Origin of the sequence: Enterobacter sp. MEB024, assembly GCF_030209635.1 — a bacterium.
Lineage (GTDB): Bacteria > Pseudomonadota > Gammaproteobacteria > Enterobacterales > Enterobacteriaceae > Enterobacter > Enterobacter ludwigii.
The window spans coordinates 125,665-142,638 of record NZ_JARVRQ010000002.1; the positions used below are offsets into that span (position 1 = coordinate 125,665).

The window sequence follows — 16,974 nt, forward strand, 5'->3', positions numbered from 1 at the left end:
CACCTGCTTTGTTCGGTTTTTGATACTGGCACAGTATAGGGCAAAAAGAGCCGGCAATGTACCGCGCAGCACATAACGATAATCCCTGCCATACTCAGTGCTTTATCGCTGAGGAGAGCTCATGATTACACTGTGTAAAACCTGCGGTACCTCTTATGACGCAACGCCGGCGCGATGCCCTGTGTGCGAGGATGAACGCCAGTATGTTCCGGCCAGCGGCCAGGCGTGGAGTGATTTTGCGACGGTGACGGCCACACACAGCAATAAATGGCAGCAGCTTGAGCCGCAGCTGCTCAGCATCAAAACGGTGCCCGCTTTTGCCATCAACCAGCGCGCGCTGCTTCTGCGTACCCCCCACGGCAATATCCTTTGGGATTGCATTGCGAATCTCGACCCGGCAACCAGAACCATCATCGCGGCGCTCGGTGGCATCAGCGCGATCGCGATTTCACATCCTCACTACTACACCACGATGCAGGAGTGGGCCGGGGCTTTCGATGCGCCGGTTTACCTGCACGCGAACGATCGCGAGTGGGTTATGCGCGACAGCCCGATGCTCCACTTCTGGCAGGGCGATACGCTGGACATTTTCCCCGCGGTAACGTTATTACGCCTCGGAGGACATTTCGCTGGCGGAACGGTGCTGCACTGGCAGGAGGGTGATGGTGTCTTACTGGCAGGCGATATTCTACAGGTCACGCCGGGCAAAGATGCTGTCTCGTTTATGTGGAGCTATCCGAATATGCTGCCGTTGCCCGCCCGCAGCGTCGAAGACGTGGCCGGGCGGCTGGTGGGGAAAAAATTCGCTCGCCTGTACGGCGCTTTTGAAGGGCAAAATATCCTGGCGAATGCGGATGAGATTGTGCAGCGGTCGGGCCAGAAATATATTGCTTGTCTGAAGTAAAGTCCGGTGGGTAAACTTTACTTGTGTGATCCCGATCATACCTAAACTAAAACAGATAAAAGAGAAATTGCTATGCAACATATCATTGAAGGTTTTCTCAGCTTTCAAAAAGAGATTTTCCCGCAACGTAAAGAGCTCTTCCGCAGTTTAGCGTCCAGCCAGAATCCCAAAGCGCTGTTCATCTCATGCTCTGACAGCCGTCTGGTCCCAGAACTGGTCACTCAGCAAGAGCCAGGACAACTCTTTGTCATTCGTAATGCTGGCAACATCGTGCCACCGTTCGGCCCTGAGCCAGGCGGTGTATCCGCAACGATTGAATACGCGGTTGTTGCGCTGGGCGTGACCGATATTGTTATCTGCGGCCACTCCAACTGTGGGGCGATGAAAGCCATTGCCGACAATGCGGACCTCGAACCTATGCCGGCGGTTTCTCATTGGTTACGCTATTCCGATGCGGCAAAAGCGGTGGTTGAGAAGAAAACCTGGGATAAGCCAATCGATAAAGTGAATGCGATGGTGCAGGAAAACGTGTTTGCGCAGCTGAGCAACATTAAGACTCACCCGTCAGTGGCGGTGGGCCTGCGCAACAACGCCATCCGTCTTCACGGCTGGGTGTATGACATTGAAAGCGGCAAAATTCTTGCACTGGATAAAGAGACGAAAACCTTTGTCTCTTTATCCGATAACCCGCAGGTTTACTTCGAGTAATCCCGCGTTGCAGGGCACGGATGCCCTGTCAGTCATCACTGTACGGTAATTTCCTTCTTGAACCCGATGCGGTTTTCTCTGCGGCTTTTGCCATCGCCTCTGCTATCTCTGCACATTCCGCCAGTCCCTGAACAAAAGGGTGATCGTGCATCAGCCACGGGATTGCGCCAAATGCAATGCGTCCGCGAAGCGTTTCCGGCGCTTTTAACGTGTAATCCTCGCCAATATCCGGGATCTCATCGCCCGTCGCCTGTAGCTGCTTGCGCAGCGTAGGGAAGGGCAGATCTTTTGTTTTAAGCGGCTTTTGCCCGCGGGCATCAATAAAGACGTCGAAACGGTAGGCCGTCTCTTTAGTGGCGATGACCGTCTGCGCGCTGCCAATATCCAGCGTGTAATCATCACCCAGCGCCACAACACTAATGATGCCGGCCTCACGAAGCGCGAGAAGCCTGCGAATGGACTGCGGGGGAATGGCGGCATAGTTGTCGATAAAGACGCGTGCCAGCCCGTTTTTAAAGCGTTCAGCGTCCTTTTCGGTAAGCTGAGGAACCATCTCCTGGACCACTTCATGCAGCCGAAGCACGGTGTAGCGCCAGGCCACCGTGCGCCGGTCACGTTTGTTCCGCTCGACCTCATTCAGGTTCTCTTCAGCCCAGGTAAACGGACCGTGCTGTTTTCGATCCTCAAACCACGCTTCGCGAAGGTTGTCCGCCGTCTGCATGCGCAGCGATATTTTCTCACACCAGGCCGGGTCGGCAAGTTCAAGCTCTTTCACCATAAGGGCGAAAATGCGGTCAAGCAGACCGTCTGATCCTTTGGCGATTTCGGCTTCGAGTACCGATTCGGTTAATACCGACAGCGGTTCGTACGGAATAGGACAGTAAAAATCGGCCTCTGGCAGAATCCCGGTCCTGGACATGAGTACAATTTTTAACGCTTCACTTCCTTTATCGAGGAGGAACGTGCCGTCGCGAAATTCACCGTGCTGCATGACCACGGCCATCGCCGCGTCCAGCCCGCTTAAGGATGTTCCCATAATACCGACGCGGCAGGGGCGGATGCGGGCATCCATCAACCCTGACCACGGGCTTGGGAAATACGCGCGCGTGGCTTCCTCTTCTTCTGGCCAGACATGCCCGGTGGCGATCACGGCGAGATCGAATCGTTCTGGAAACGGTGTGTCATTGACCGAAAGCGTCACGCCGGAGGAGGACGGGGCAACATCGGTGACGCTGGCAGACGTGTGGATCTCAACCTGAAATCCCCGCCTCTTAGCTTCCTGTACTATTGTCTGGAAACTGTCGCGAAAATACTCGCCCAGCAGAATACGGGGCAAAAACTGTCTGTCATGCAAGGTGGCTTTATCAACCTTAAAGCGCGCCAGATGGGCTTCACTCTGGCGCTTAAGCCAGTCGAGGTAGGTCATAAAAAGGGGCGGGATTTCAATGCTGGCAATGTTCGCCAGCATCAGGCGAGAGTTATCGTCGTCGTTGTAGGGCATTCCCACGCCAGCTTCGTCTGCCTGTTCAAAAACGGAGACAGAGAGCGGCGACGCGTTCTTAAGAAGAGAATAAAAGGTGTAAATCCCTGTAGGGCCGGAGCCGATAATGGCGATTTTCTTCATCGACAGTCTTCCTGTTTTTTTTCCATAAGAAAAGCGTAGCAGGAGAATAATGATGAAATTGGGGTATTAAGAAAAATCAGGGGTTAAGAAGAGGATTTGCACCATTTCAGGACTGAAATGGTGCGTCCGAGTGGACTCGAACCACCGACCCCCACCATGTCAAGGTGGTGCTCTAACCAACTGAGCTACGGACGCAGAATGGTGCGTTCAATTGGACTCGAACCAACGACCCCCACCATGTCAAGGTGGTGCTCTAACCAACTGAGCTATGAACGCAACGTGTTGTCGGTGACAACGGGGACGAATATTAGCGGCACAGCATCGTTGAGGCAAGAGGGAAAATGCATTTTTCTCTCTGATTTCACGCGATTGCTTTATTACCGCGCAAAGTGAAGAGAAAGTAGCCGCCAGCTGGCGGCTACTGCGTATTTAACGTGCAGCGCGTTGCAATATTACCGAGGATGACTGGCGTTGCAGGAAGCGCATGCGCAGCATCATCATAATTGCCGCAGAGGTTAAGCCGATGATAAAGCCCATCCAGAATCCTGCCGGCCCCATGCGGTCAACCACCAGATCGGTAAGCGCCAGGATATAACCACACGGCAGACCCAGCACCCAGTAAGCGATGAAGGTGATAAAGAAGATCGAACGCGTATCTTTATACCCACGCAGTACGCCGCTGCCAATCACCTGTATGGAGTCGGAGATCTGGTACACCGCGGCAAGCAGCATCAGATGGGAGGCCAGGGCCACCACTTCCGGGTTGTCGTTGTAAAGCAGGGCAATTTGCTCACGCAGCGTGATGGTAAACAGTGCCGTACAGATGGCCATACAGACACCGACGCCAAGCCCCGTGCGGGCCGCCGTTTGCGCATCCAGCGTCGAACCTTGCCCCAGACGAAAGCCCACGCGAATGGTCACCGCTGCGGCCAGCGACATCGGCAATACGAACATCAGGGAACTGAAGTTCAGCGCAATCTGGTGACCGGCTACATTCACAATGCCGAGCGGAGAAACCAGCAGGGCGACCACGGCAAACAGCGTCACTTCAAAGAACAGCGCCAGCGCAATCGGCAGGCCTAACTGCACCAGACGCGTCATGATGTTCCAGTCCGGCGTGCTGAACGAACGTTCATTGCGGATATCGCGCATTGAACGGGCACGTTTCACATAGGAGATCATACTGAAGAACATCACCCAATAGACGGCAGCCGTCGCCACGCCGCAGCCGACGCCGCCGAGCTCCGGCATACCGAAGTGACCATAGATGAAGATGTAGTTCACCGGAATATTCACCAGCAAGCCGATAAAGCCCATTACCATTCCGGGCTTGGTTTTCGCCAGGCCTTCACACTGGTTACGCGCGACCTGGAAGAACAGATAGCCAGGCGCACCCCACAGCAGGGCCCGCAGATAGCCGACGGCTTTGTCAGCCAGTGCCGGGTCAATATTATGCATGGTGCGGATGATATGACCGGCATTCCACAGCACAACCATTATCAGCACGGAGACAAATCCTGCCAGCCAGAACCCCTGTCGAACCTGATGGGCAATACGTTCACGTCGCCCTGAGCCATTTAACTGAGCGATAACCGGGGTGAGGGCGAGCAGCAGGCCGTGGCCAAACAGGATGGCCGGAAGCCAGATCGAGGTGCCTATTGCCACGGCGGCCATATCGGTGGCGCTGTAGCCACCCGCCATTACCGTATCCACAAATCCCATTGCGGTCTGGGCTACTTGCGCGATGATCACTGGTATAGCCAGTGCCAATAACTGGCGCGCTTCATTCATGTACTTCTGCACGTGAACACCTTTATATTCTAGTTATTTGAGAGACTAAAAAGGCCGCCGTAACTGGCAGCAAGAAGAAAATGCAGGGGGGTGCCAGCTATTGTAGCGGGGTTTAGCTATTTATCTAGTGAAAAAATCGCCACAAAATGCGCTCCGCTGGCAACCTGTTTTTCCAACTGTTATTGTGGTGGGATTAAACGGTGTCACCACCGTCCGGAAAAAACAGGAGTTGTAAGCATGTTTACTGGTATTGTGCAGGGCACCGCCAAAGTGGTGTCCATTGATGAAAAACCTAATTTCCGAACTCATGTGGTTGAGCTTCCGGAATATATGCTTGATGGCATTGAAACTGGCGCCTCGATTGCACATAACGGCTGTTGCCTGACGGTAACCGAAATTAACGGGAACCAGATTAGCTTTGATTTAATGAAAGAGACGCTGCGCATCACCAACCTGGGCGAGCTGGTGGTGGGGGATACCGTAAACGTAGAGCGTGCGGCCAGGTTCAGCGATGAGATTGGCGGCCATCTGATGTCAGGCCATATTATGACCACCGCGGAAGTGGCGAAGATTGTCACCTCGGAAAATAACCGTCAAATCTGGTTTAAAGTGCAGGATCCTTCATTAATGAAATACATCCTGTATAAAGGATTTATTGGTATTGATGGGATTAGCCTGACGGTTGGGGAAGTGACGCCGACCCGTTTCTGCGTGCATTTAATTCCTGAAACTCTCCAGCGTACAACCCTGGGGGCGAAAAAACTGGGGCATCGGGTTAATATCGAAATCGATCCGCAGACTCAGGCGGTTGTGGATACCGTTGAGCGGCTGTTGGCGGCAAAAGAAGCCGCAATAATAAAGACCGCAGAAGAAGAATAAAATGAACCCCGGAAATCCGGGGTTTTTTTTAGCGTGCGACCCGCAAACCGTGTTCTATCCCTCGGCTGAAAACAACCTGCCAAAGTTGAATATCACGCGCGCGAAAGGCGCCTGCGCAGGCATTGAGATAATAGCTGAACATCCGTTTAAACCGTTCAGAATAGTTGTCCGCAATTTCTGGCCAGGCTTCCTGGAAACGTGAATGCCATGCCATCAACGTGGTGTCATAATCCGCGCCAAAGTTATGCCAGTCTTCCATAATGAAATGAGGTTCACTGGCGTTAGCAATCTGGCGAACGGACGGCAAACAGCCATTCGGAAAGATGTATTTGTTGATCCACGGATCGACGTTATTGTCGGTGCGCTTAGAACCAATGGTGTGCAGCAGGAAGATGCCGTCAGGTTTCAAGTTACGGTCCACCACGCTGAAGTAGGTGTCATAGTTTTTCGGCCCCACGTGTTCGAACATGCCGACGGAGACTACGCGATCAAACTGCTCGTTCAGGTCGCGATAATCCTGAAGGCGAATATCCACATCAAGGCCCTGGCAGCGCTCCCGTGCCATTTTTTGCTGTTCGGCTGAAATGGTCACACCGACCACGCTGGCACCATAATGCTTCGCCATAAAATAGGCCAGACCACCCCATCCACAGCCGATATCCAGCACACGCATGCCCGGCTGTAGCTGCAGTTTTTCACAAATCAGACGCAGCTTCGCCTGCTGGGCTTCTTCAAGGGTTGAGGCCTCTTTCCAGTAGGCGCAGGAATATTGCATGAAAGGATCGAGCATGCGGCTGAACAGGTCATTACCGAGGTCGTAATGCTCCTTGCCGACGATCCATGCCCGTTTTTTGCTTTGCAGATTAAACAGCCGGGCGGAGGCGACACGTAATGTATCTTTCAGATTACGGGGGAGCTGGTTTTCCAGACCGGCGCGTAAAACGCTGGAGAAAAACATATCCAACCGTTCACACTCCCACCAGCCGTCCATGTAACTTTCCCCCAGGCCTAACGATCCCTCTCGCAATACGCGTTTAAAAAAGTCGGGATGCTTAACCTGTGGATCGGATGGCGAAGATCCATTAATAGTGATGCCTGCGCGACCTAACAGTTCACTGACGATCCGGGACCAGTTATCGTCCGGAACGCTGACTTCTTCTATACACGATGAACTCATAGCTTCTCCATCACCTTACTGTGATCAGAACCTTCAAACAGCGTAGACGCTTTTTATGGTTTGTGAGAAATCTCACGGTATTTCCCCGTGAGGCTAGTATCCGACGTAGAACAGAGGAAGGGAGATAACCCTTGCCGAAATGCCTTCCATGGTAAAACGGGAGCGCTCCGGCTCCCGTTAACACTTAATATTTATCGTATTTAATCGAACCAAATTTAGTATAGGCCTCAAAATTTGGTGATTCAATAGAAAATTCTTAGCAACCTAATCACTGATATTTAACATAATTTCTGGGGCGATTATGCATGCGAGGTTTTCACCTCTGTGCGGTCATCCTGCTCACGTTGTGCCGCTGACTGCATACGGTATCCCAGAAGGGCCAACGCAACCGTAACCAGCATGACGCTGGTGGTGGTCAGGAGCGGCGTGGCAATCAGCGCAGAGACCACCAGGCTTGCCAGGAAGCACAGACCCAGCTGCAGGGTATTCTGAAGCGCGGCCGCACGACCTGTTGCCTGTGGGAACGGACGTAACGCCTGGGCTACGACGATAGGGTAAATCGCACCGTTCGCCACGGCCATCACGCAGAATGGAATCAGAATTTCTGCCAGACCTGCGCCCGGGATAACGCCCACAGCCCAGGTGGCGATCACGCTCAGCGCGTAGAGTACCAGCAGCCAGGGCAGCATCTGCTGACCTTCCCATTTTTGCAGCGCCGCGCGACAGCCATAACCCCCGACCAGAAACGCGATGGTCTGCGGGACATAGCTCAGACCGATGGCGGCCGGGCTGTAACCCATATCGTGAAGAATGAACGGCGAACCGGTCAGCCACGCGAAGAAACTCGCCGAGCAGGCGGCATAAATCAGGACATTACCGCGGTACGCTTTGGTGCTCAGCAGAGAGGTGAAGGTCACCGGTGTTGTGTCAGCAGGCGTCTCTTTCTTATGTGCCGCTTTGAGTGTGAATGCCGGGATCATCAGGACCAGCGTGATGGCAAACAGCGTAGCGAAAATGGCCTGCCAGTCGAAATGCGCCAGGATCCAGCTCCCGAGCAGCGGGGCGAGGGCAGGCGAAAGCCCTACCAGCGGCATAATGGTGGCGAAAATGCGGTTTGTACGGTTGGCCGGATAGTAGTCGGTGACCAGCGCCTGCCAGGTCACCGCGGCAGCACAGACGCCAACGGCCTGCACGAAGCGTAGCACCAGCAGCCAGGTTGCATCGCGTACCCATAACATTCCCAGACAGCCGACGGCAAAGATAGCCAGCCCCAGCAACAGCACCGGTTTACGGCCAAAGCGGTCAGAGAGCGGCCCCCAGAGCAGCTGCGCGAAGGCAAAGCCCGCGAGGAATAAGCTCAGGCTGGCGCTGATGGCTGCCGCCGGGGTCTGTAAATCTTCCTGCATTGCGGCGAAGGCGGGCAGGTACATATCAGTGGCTAAAAAGCCCAGCACGCTTAAACCACCGAGCCAGACTAAAAATCCTTTCCTGGGTTGCATTGTTTTTTTCTCCTGAGGGAGGCAGGTCTATGTTTGCGCAGAGTGTAGGGAGTGCAAAGCAGCTTGTGAAACGCTAATATTTGGCGAGTGCATTCAAAATTTTTGCAGGCAGAAAATGTGGTCAGATTATTCTCTTGAAGTGGTCGATGCTGTTGCACGCAACGGCAGCTTTAGCGGTGCAGCGCAGGAGTTGCACCGCGTCCCCTCGGCAATCAGCTATACGGTGCGTCAGCTTGAGGAATGGCTGGCCGTTCCGCTGTTTGAACGGCGTCACCGTGATGTGGAATTAACGCCCGCCGGGGCATGGTTTTTGAAGGAAGGGCGTTCTGTTATCAAAAAAATGCAGATCACCCGCGAGCAGTGTCAGCAGATCGCTAACGGCTGGCGAGGACATCTTTCCATTGCCGTGGATAACATCGTAAAACCGGAACGTACCCGGCAGATGATTGTCGATTTCTATCGCCATTTCTCGGATGTCGAATTGCGGTTATCCCAGGAAGTGTTTAACGGCGTCTGGGATGCGCTGGCGGATGGCAGGGCAGAGATGGCGATCGGTGCCACGCAGGCGATTCCGGTTGGGGGACGCTTTGCCTTTCGCGACATGGGCATGCTCAGCTGGAAATGTGTGGTGGCAAGCGATCATCCGCTGGCTGACCTGGACGGGCCGCTCAGCGACGAAACGCTCCATAACTGGCCCTCGCTGGTGCTGGAAGATACCTCGCGTTCGTTGCCCAAACGCATTACCTGGCTGCTGGATAACCAGCGACGGGTGGTTGCGCCGGACTGGGAATCCTCAGCAACATGCCTCAGCGCCGGGCTGTGCGTTGCCATGGTCCCTGGCCATTTTGCACGGCCCCGAATCGACACCGGTGAATGGGTTGAACTGACGCTGGAAAATCCTTTTCCGGATGCGGCCTGTTGCCTCACCTGGCAACAAAATGATGTGTCGCCCGCAATGGCCTGGCTTCTGGATTACCTGGGAGACAGTGAGACGCTTAACCGGGAATGGCTACGGGAGCCAGTATAACTGGCCCCGTAAAAGATTAACGACGATAGTCGCGGAACGGACCATCCGCAACGGAACGGCGTTCGATAAGACGCGGGTGAACTTCAATGGACTGAGACTCTTCACGCTTGTTGACGATCCTGTCCATCAGCATATTGAAGGCCGTTTCACCCAGCGAGTCTTTTGGCTGGTGGATGGTGGTCAGCGCCGGGGTAAAGAAGCGCGCGTTGCGCACGTTGTCATACCCGATCACGGAAATGTCCTGCGGCACGCGCAGACCCAGTTCATCGGCGGCACAGAGAGCTCCCATCGCCATAATGTCACCGCCACAGAAAACGGCTGTCGGGCGATGCGACTGTGAGACAATCTGCTGCATTGCGCGGTAACCGGATTCCGGTTCAAAGTCACCCTGCACGATCCAGTTTTCCGGCACGGTAATCAGCGCCTCTTCCATTGCTTTCATAAACCCGGCCAGACGCCCGGCTCCGGTGTTGCGCTCCAGTGGACCCGGGATCACACCAATCTCACGGTGACCGCGTTCAATCAGATAACGGCCTGCCATATAGCCGCCTTCAAACGCGTTATCGATGACGGAGTCGGTGAAGTCTGCACGTGCTTCGCCCCAGTCCATGACCACCATAGGAATATGGCGGTACTCTTCCAGCATGGTAAGCACGGACTCCGGATACTCTGAACACATCACTAGCAGGCCATCAACACGCTTTTGCGCCATCATGGAGAGATAAGCGCGCTGTTTTTCAATGCTGTTCCACGCGTTGCCCAGAATCAGGGTATAGCCTTTCTGGAAGCAGTTTTTCTCGACCGCTTCAATGATCTCGGCAAAATAGGCCGCTTCACTGCTGGTTGCCAGCAAACCAATGGATTTGGTGTGATTAACTTTGAGGCTGCGCGCCACCGCACTCGGTGAATAGTGTAATTCTTTGATTGCCGCCCAGACGGCGTTGCGCGTCTCTTCCGCCACAAAGCGGGTTTTGTTAATTACATGTGATACGGTTGTAGTGGAAACGTTTGCGCGTTTTGCTACGTCTTTAATTGTTGCCATTAAATGTCACTCCAGACCATATCCCAAACTCCTGAAAAACTTGAAGGTAAACGTTTGCCTTCTCTCACCCTTATCACGCAATCTTGAATTGCGGCACGCCGGGAAAACGACACAGGACGTCAGGAGGGGGTCAATGGCCGGTACGCTAATAAATTTAGCGTGGAATTTTGTCCTATCTTGATGAAAAGGGGAAGAGCTAAAGTGGTTATCAGTTTAAATCCAGGAAGATTTTTGAACTAAACTGTGTAAAAATGAGCAGGCTCACTTTTCGTGGGGAGATTAAAAGGAGAAAAATTGATGAGCTACGATCTGAAGTTTTCGCTGGTGACCACCGTTATTGTACTGGCTCTGATTGTTGCGGCGGGTCTGACGGCTGCATTGCACTGATTTACACGGAGGGAGAGCTCTCTCCCTCTCAGTTTTCCTGATTGTTACGCCTGCGGCAAAAATCTTTTGCCAATTTGTTAACTTCTCATTTTTTGTGATTGATGTCATGCTTTCGGCTTCTTTGTTCTGTGTCACGACATGACACGGCATCCGGAGTTGACGCATGAAAATCAATTTTCCCCTGCTTGCCCTGGCGATTGGCGCTTTTGGGATTGGCACCACTGAATTCTCCCCGATGGGGTTACTGCCTGTTATCGCCCGGGGCGTGGATGTTTCTATCCCGGCGGCCGGGATGCTCATCAGCGCCTATGCCATTGGCGTGATGGTGGGGGCACCACTCATGACGCTTCTGCTTTCACACCGCGCGCGCCGCAATGCGCTGATTTTCCTGATGGCGATATTTACGCTGGGCAACGTGCTCTCCGCGATTGCTCCGGATTACACCACCCTGATGTTGTCCCGCATTCTGACCAGTCTTAACCACGGCGCGTTCTTTGGGCTGGGATCGGTTGTGGCCGCAAGCGTAGTGCCAAAACACAAGCAGGCGAGTGCCGTGGCAACCATGTTTATGGGTCTGACGATTGCCAACATTGGCGGTGTACCTGCCGCAACCTGGCTGGGTGAGGCGATCGGCTGGCGCATGTCGTTCCTGGCGACGGCCGTGCTGGGTGTTATCGCCATGGTGGCGTTGTACTTCTCCTTGCCGAAAGGCAGCGCTGGTGAACGTCCTGACGTCCGCAAAGAGCTGTCGGTACTGATGCGCCCGCAGGTGCTCTCCGCGCTGTTGACCACCGTACTGGGGGCGGGCGCCATGTTTACCCTGTACACCTATATTTCACCGGTGTTGCACGATATCACCCACGCGACGCCTCTCTTTGTGACCGCGATGCTGGTGCTGATTGGTGTCGGGTTCTCTATAGGCAACTATCTCGGCGGGAAATTCGCCGATCGTTCCGTGAGCGGGACGCTGAAAGGCTTTTTAACGCTGCTGATTGTCATCATGATCGCCATTCCGTGGCTGGCGCGTAATGAAGCCGGGGCGGCGATGGCGATGGTTGTCTGGGGGGCTGCGACCTTTGCCGTGGTTCCGCCGCTGCAGATGCGCGTGATGCGCGTTGCCCATGAGGCACCGGGTCTCTCGTCGTCGGTCAATATTGGCGCGTTTAACCTTGGCAATGCGCTCGGTGCCGCTGCCGGTGGTGCCGTCATTTCTGGTGGCCTGGGATACAGCTTTGTGCCGGTGATGGGGGCGATAATTGCCGCGCTCGGCCTGCTATTAGTGATGATGTCTGGCCGTAAACAGCCGGAAGCAGCGTGCGCTGCTGAATAATGAAAAAACGCAGAAGGGCAACCCCTTCTGCGTGTCTCTTACGCGGCGAAGTTCTTCGCCACAAACGCCCAGTTAACCAGTGCCCAGAAGTGCTCCAGGTAGTTCGGACGCGCGTTACGGTAATCAATATAGTAAGCGTGTTCCCAGACGTCCACGGTCATCAGCGGCGTTGCGCTGGTGGTCAGTGGCGTACCCGCGTTCGAGGTGGAAACGATAGCCAGTTTGCCATCCGCGTCTTTCACCAGCCACGTCCAGCCAGAACCGAAGTTCTTGACTGCAGCATCCGTAAACTTCGCTTTAAAATCAGCAAAGCTGCCAAATGCCGCGTTAATCGCGCCAGCCAGTTCACCCGTAGGTTCGCCGCCTGCATTCGGTGCCAGACAGTGCCAGTAGAAGGTGTGATTCCACACCTGAGCGGCATTGTTAAAGACACCGCCCTCTGAACTGCGGACGATCTCTTCCAGCGTTTTGCCTTCAAAATCGGTGCCCTTGATCAGGTTGTTCAGATTGGTGACGTACGTCTGGTGATGTTTGCCGTAGTGATACTCCAGGGTTTCCGCAGAAATGTGCGGGGCCAGGGCGTCTTTTGCATATGGTAGTGCAGGTAATTCGAACGACATTGCTTCTCTCCTTATTGTTTTTTATGTTGCCAATAACCACACAGACAACAGGGACAGAATAGCAAATTGAAAGGGTATGCAAAAGAGGAACTTACCCTGCCACGGCTGTGGCAGGGCAGGGGTTAGCGAATGGTTTTTGGCGTCATCACGCGGCGTGCGCCGACATAGTGACGTACCCAGTAGTCTTCACTGAGAGAGGTTATCTGGATGTCCTGGCCGCTACGTGGGGACTGGATAAATTTCCCGTTGCCTACATATACGCCAACGTGGTCAGCCGTGCCGCGCCCCTGAGTGCGGAAGAAGACGAGATCGCCATTCTCCAGTTCACCGCGGTTGACCGGTGACGCGTCGCGCAGGTGATACATCTCATTGGCGGTACGTGGAATTCGGAACTTCACCAGATCTTTGTAGGCGTAATAGACGAGGCCGCTGCAGTCGAAACCGGTACGCGGTGAGCTGCCGCCCCAGCGATAGGGTTTGCCGATCTGCCCCATCAGTTTATTCAACGCCGTTTTTTGCGCTTTCTGCACGCGAACCTTATGCACTTCCGCTATTTTCGTGACCTTCGTGCATTTCGCTTTATGACCTTTGCGGGGGATGCATTTTTCCGTCACGAGATTAGCTGCAGTTTGCGAGGCTTTACTTTTGGTTGCGTGGGCAGTGCGGGAAGGTTTTGTTTTCGTCTTGCTGGAGGTGGTCTTTTTAGTCTGGGTGGTGGTCTTTTTCTTGTCGTTCTTGCTGGTGGTTTTTTTCTTACGGTCTGTGGTTTTGGCCAGATGCGTTTTTTGTACAACAGAGTGCCGCGCCTGTTGAGAGGCGTTCGCCACTGGCGTGAAAGTGAGTGTTGTAAACAGTAAAGCACAGAGCGTGATCGAGATTTTATTTATCCGCGCCACTGGGCAGTCCCCTGATAAATGCAGGTCATCAATAATACCCGCGAATGATTTACAAAGCCCGTCGATTCTAATCTATAAAAACCCGATAAGTTAATAGCATTTTTCAATCTACAATCCTGTTTCGTTAGCAAGTGCAAAAAAATTCATCAATCTGTCGCACTATTGTTCACTCCCTAAACAAAACCCTGAGTGCCGCAGGGTTAAACACCATTTGCAATGCAACTTTTCATCACTCGCGGTAAAATAAGAAAGACGTGACAAAAATGTTATTTTCCGATGGCAGTCTGAACCGCTACAATGACAGACGAATGCCGTAACAGAAGTTAAAGGAAGCAAGACATGAGCACCACTATTGAAAAAATCCAGCGCCAGATCGCTGAAAACCCGATTCTGCTGTATATGAAAGGTTCTCCGAAGCTGCCAAGCTGTGGCTTCTCCGCGCAAGCGGTTCAGGCGCTGTCTGCCTGTGGTGAGCGTTTTGCTTACGTTGATATCCTGCAGAACCCGGACATCCGCGCTGAGCTGCCTAAATACGCTAACTGGCCGACGTTCCCACAGCTGTGGGTAGACGGTGAGCTGGTCGGCGGTTGCGATATCCTGATCGAAATGTATCAGCGCGGCGAACTGCAGCAGCTGATCAAAGAAACGGCTGCGAAGTACAAAACGGAAGAGCCAGACGCGGAGTAAGTTATCTGCGAAGACAAAAAAGCGACCTCATGAGGTCGCTTTTTTTTATTCTTCACTGTCACCCATCGGCAGTGGCCAGCCGCCCAGACGCTTCCAGCGGTTCACAATTTCGCAAAACAGCTCCGCCGTCCGCTCGGTGTCATAAAGTGCGGAATGCGCCTGCGTACCGTCAAACTCAATGCCTGCCGTAATACAGGCCTTTGATAATACCGTTTGTCCCAACGCCAGACCGCTCAGTGCCGCGGTATCGAAGGTCACAAACGGGTGGAAAGGGTTACGCTTGAGCGACGCGCGCTCGGCGGCGGCCATGGTAAAGGTGTGATCGAACGTGGCGTTATGCGCCACCATAATGGCGCGGCTGCAGTTGCTCTCTTTCATGCCTTTACGCACCATTTTAAAAATGGCGTGCAGCGCGTCATATTCACTTACCGCACCACGCAGCGGGTTATGCGGATCGATGCCGTTAAAGGCCAGCGCTTCGGGCTGTAAGTTGGCCCCTTCAAACGGTTCAACGTGGAAATGCAGCGTGGTGTCCGGTGTAAGCCATCCCTGTTCATCCATCTTCAGCGTGATGGCGGCAATTTCAAGCAGCGCATCGGTTTTAGCGTTAAATCCGGCTGTTTCAACATCGATCACAACAGGATAAAAACCACGAAAACGGTCGCACAGACCGCTAAATTGAGCGTTATCGGACATCAGGGTCTCTTACATGGGGAAAAAAGCAGTGCGCATTATGGCAAATTTTGGATGGGGATGCAGTAAAAGTACGGGCGCATGTTGCGCCCTGCGGGATCAGTTGCCCAGACCGCGACCAGCGTCTTTGGCTTCAATCAGTTCGATTTTGTAGCCGTCCGGATCTTCAACAAACGCGATCACGGTGGTGCCGCCTTTGACCGGGCCAGCTTCGCGCGTCACGTTACCGCCGTTGCTGCGAATACGTTCACAGGCTTCGGCTGCGTTGTCCACTTCCAGCGCGATATGACCATAAGCGGTGCCCAGCTCATAGCTGTCCACGCCCCAGTTGTAGGTCAGTTCGATGACCGCTTCGTCCGTTTCCGGGCCGTAACCCACAAACGCCAGCGAGTATTTATATTCCGGGTTTTCGCTGGTGCGCAGCAGTTTCATACCCAGTACGTTAGTGTAGAAATCGACAGAACGTTGCAGATCGCCAACGCGCAGCATGGTGTGAAGTAGGCGCATAATTTCCTCATTAACCAATGGAATAGAATATCTATTTGAACAGAAACGATGTTTTAGTATAGCGGCGAAAGGTCGCCGCTATCAATGAGCAATGAAGAGATTACAGGGTAGGGTAGTCGGTATAACCTTCAGCGCCGCCGCCGTAGAAGCTTTCCGGACGCTGAGGGTTCAGCGCGGCTTTCTGCTGCAGACGGGCGACCAGATCAGGGTTAGCGATAAAATCGCGACCAAATGCAACGGCGTCGATCAAACCTTTGCTAATCAGATCTTCAGCTTTCTCAGGGGTATATGCCCCTGCACCGATGATCACACCGTGGAAGCGTTCGCGTACTTTCTGACGGAAGGCTTCAGTGTAAGGCTGACCACCGGCCCAGTCTGGCTCGGACATATGCAGATACGCGATACCCCGTTTTGCCAGCTCTTCAATCAGATAAAGGGCATCCGCTTCTTCGTCCGGGCCGTTATCAACGTTCTGGAAAGAACCAATCGGGGACACGCGGATACCAATGCGATCCGGGCTCCACTCTTGACATACGGCATCCACCACTTCCAGCACCAGGCGCGCACGGTTTTCAACGCTGCCGCCGTACTGGTCGGTACGATGGTTAGAGGACGGTGACAAGAACTGGTGCAGCAGATAGCCATGCGCGGAGTGCAGTTCAACCAGGTCGAAGCCGGCTTCACGCGCATTCGCCACGGCCTGGCGGAAATCGTTAACAATCCCCGGGATCTCGTCCAGTTCAAGAGCGCGCGGCATAGACGTATCAACGCGGATCGCATTGCCGTTTTCATCACGCAGCGAGGTGCGGGTGTTCGCGCTCAGGGCAGAGGCGGAAACCGGTGCCTGACCGCCAGGCTGGATGCTGCTGTGAGAGATACGACCGGTATGCCACAGCTGGACGGCAATACGACCCTCTTCAGCGTGAACGCCAGCCGTGATTTTTTTCCACGCGGCAATCTGTTCCGGGCTGTGCAGACCTGGTGCGCCAGCGTAACCCTTAGCCTGAGCAGAAATCTGAGTGGCCTCGGTGATGATCAGGCCAGAGCTTGCGCGCTGACGGTAATATTCACCCATCAACGGGGTAGGGATATCACCCGGCTCAATGCTGCGCAGACGGGTAAGCGGGGCCATAAACACACGGTTTGGCGCGGTAACGGCACCCACTTTCAAGGGGGTAAATAATTTTTCAGCGGACATAAAGG

Annotated in this window: 17 protein-coding genes and 2 tRNA genes; 7 read left to right on the plus strand and 12 right to left on the minus strand. The window is 53.9% G+C overall.

Annotated elements, in window-relative coordinates:
* The first annotated feature begins 121 nt into the window (after positions 1-121).
* Both QRN24_RS02835 and QRN24_RS02840 read left to right on the plus strand, forming a co-directional pair.
* Positions 122-904, plus strand: a complete 783-nt coding sequence (locus tag QRN24_RS02835) for an MBL fold metallo-hydrolase (RefSeq protein ID WP_284942311.1) — start codon at positions 122-124, stop codon at positions 902-904.
* 72 nt (positions 905-976) lie between these two features.
* Positions 977-1,612: a carbonic anhydrase gene (locus tag QRN24_RS02840; RefSeq protein ID WP_014169762.1), complete on the plus strand. Its 636-nt coding sequence runs from the start codon at positions 977-979 to the stop codon at positions 1,610-1,612.
* 28 nt (positions 1,613-1,640) lie between these two features.
* Here the strand turns inward: QRN24_RS02840 and QRN24_RS02845 are convergent, their stop codons facing one another.
* The 4 genes from QRN24_RS02845 to mdtK all read right to left on the minus strand — a co-directional run bounded on the left by QRN24_RS02845 (position 1,641) and on the right by mdtK (position 5,039).
* Complete coding sequence (locus tag QRN24_RS02845) at positions 1,641-3,236, minus strand: FAD-NAD(P)-binding protein (protein WP_284942312.1); 1,596 nt, start codon at positions 3,234-3,236, stop codon at positions 1,641-1,643.
* A 118-nt stretch (positions 3,237-3,354) separates the two neighbouring features.
* Positions 3,355-3,431, minus strand: a tRNA-Val gene (locus QRN24_RS02850).
* Positions 3,432-3,435: 4 nt separating this feature from the next.
* Positions 3,436-3,512 (minus strand) — tRNA-Val (locus QRN24_RS02855).
* A 153-nt stretch (positions 3,513-3,665) separates the two neighbouring features.
* Positions 3,666-5,039: an MdtK family multidrug efflux MATE transporter gene (gene mdtK, locus QRN24_RS02860; protein ID WP_284942313.1), complete on the minus strand. Its 1,374-nt coding sequence runs from the start codon at positions 5,037-5,039 to the stop codon at positions 3,666-3,668.
* 225 nt (positions 5,040-5,264) lie between these two features.
* On the opposite strand from mdtK, the gene QRN24_RS02865 reads away from it, so the two are divergent.
* Entirely contained in the window at positions 5,265-5,906 is a 642-nt protein-coding gene (locus QRN24_RS02865) for a riboflavin synthase (protein ID WP_020884345.1), read from the plus strand.
* Between the two features lie 28 nt (positions 5,907-5,934).
* Here the strand turns inward: QRN24_RS02865 and cfa are convergent, their stop codons facing one another.
* Positions 5,935-7,083: a cyclopropane fatty acyl phospholipid synthase gene (gene cfa, locus QRN24_RS02870; RefSeq protein WP_284942314.1), complete on the minus strand. Its 1,149-nt coding sequence runs from the start codon at positions 7,081-7,083 to the stop codon at positions 5,935-5,937.
* A gap of 299 nt (positions 7,084-7,382) precedes the next feature.
* Complete coding sequence (gene punC, locus QRN24_RS02875) at positions 7,383-8,582, minus strand: purine nucleoside transporter PunC (protein WP_284942315.1); 1,200 nt, start codon at positions 8,580-8,582, stop codon at positions 7,383-7,385.
* Between the two features lie 115 nt (positions 8,583-8,697).
* Between punC and punR the strand changes: the two genes are divergently transcribed.
* Complete coding sequence (punR, locus tag QRN24_RS02880; RefSeq protein ID WP_284942316.1) at positions 8,698-9,609, plus strand: DNA-binding transcriptional activator PunR; 912 nt, start codon at positions 8,698-8,700, stop codon at positions 9,607-9,609.
* A gap of 16 nt (positions 9,610-9,625) precedes the next feature.
* Here punR and purR read toward each other — a convergent pair whose 3' ends face one another.
* Positions 9,626-10,651 carry an HTH-type transcriptional repressor PurR gene (gene purR, locus QRN24_RS02885; protein ID WP_252068129.1) on the minus strand — a complete coding sequence of 342 codons (1,026 nt, stop codon included), beginning with the start codon at positions 10,649-10,651 and terminating at the stop codon, positions 9,626-9,628.
* Between the two features lie 297 nt (positions 10,652-10,948).
* Between purR and cydH the strand changes: the two genes are divergently transcribed.
* Both cydH and QRN24_RS02895 read left to right on the plus strand, forming a co-directional pair.
* Entirely contained in the window at positions 10,949-11,038 is a 90-nt protein-coding gene (gene cydH / locus QRN24_RS02890) for a cytochrome bd-I oxidase subunit CydH (RefSeq protein ID WP_032670423.1), read from the plus strand.
* A gap of 163 nt (positions 11,039-11,201) precedes the next feature.
* A complete protein-coding gene (locus QRN24_RS02895) occupies positions 11,202-12,368 on the plus strand; it encodes an MFS transporter (RefSeq protein ID WP_284942317.1) in 1,167 nt (388 codons plus the stop codon).
* A gap of 38 nt (positions 12,369-12,406) precedes the next feature.
* Here the strand turns inward: QRN24_RS02895 and sodB are convergent, their stop codons facing one another.
* Together sodB and QRN24_RS02905 are read right to left on the minus strand one after the other, a co-directional pair.
* The gene (gene sodB, locus QRN24_RS02900) at positions 12,407-12,988 is read right to left on the minus strand and encodes a superoxide dismutase [Fe] (protein ID WP_020884341.1); all 582 of its coding nucleotides are present in this window, start codon (positions 12,986-12,988) and stop codon (positions 12,407-12,409) included.
* Between the two features lie 122 nt (positions 12,989-13,110).
* Complete coding sequence (locus QRN24_RS02905; RefSeq protein ID WP_284942318.1) at positions 13,111-13,884, minus strand: C40 family peptidase; 774 nt, start codon at positions 13,882-13,884, stop codon at positions 13,111-13,113.
* Between the two features lie 339 nt (positions 13,885-14,223).
* On the opposite strand from QRN24_RS02905, the gene grxD reads away from it, so the two are divergent.
* Positions 14,224-14,571 carry a monothiol glutaredoxin 4 gene (gene grxD, locus QRN24_RS02910; RefSeq protein ID WP_003832760.1) on the plus strand — a complete coding sequence of 116 codons (348 nt, stop codon included), beginning with the start codon at positions 14,224-14,226 and terminating at the stop codon, positions 14,569-14,571.
* A 45-nt stretch (positions 14,572-14,616) separates the two neighbouring features.
* On the opposite strand, the gene rnt is transcribed toward grxD, so the two are convergent.
* The 3 genes from rnt to QRN24_RS02925 form a co-directional block, all read right to left on the minus strand.
* On the minus strand, positions 14,617-15,267 hold the full coding sequence (rnt, locus tag QRN24_RS02915; protein WP_014169774.1) for a ribonuclease T: 651 nt from the start codon (positions 15,265-15,267) through the stop codon (positions 14,617-14,619).
* Positions 15,268-15,363: 96 nt separating this feature from the next.
* Positions 15,364-15,771: a lactoylglutathione lyase gene (gloA, locus tag QRN24_RS02920; RefSeq protein WP_020884340.1), complete on the minus strand. Its 408-nt coding sequence runs from the start codon at positions 15,769-15,771 to the stop codon at positions 15,364-15,366.
* A gap of 100 nt (positions 15,772-15,871) precedes the next feature.
* A complete protein-coding gene (locus QRN24_RS02925) occupies positions 15,872-16,969 on the minus strand; it encodes an alkene reductase (RefSeq protein WP_020884339.1) in 1,098 nt (365 codons plus the stop codon).
* Positions 16,970-16,974 lie beyond the last annotated feature (5 nt).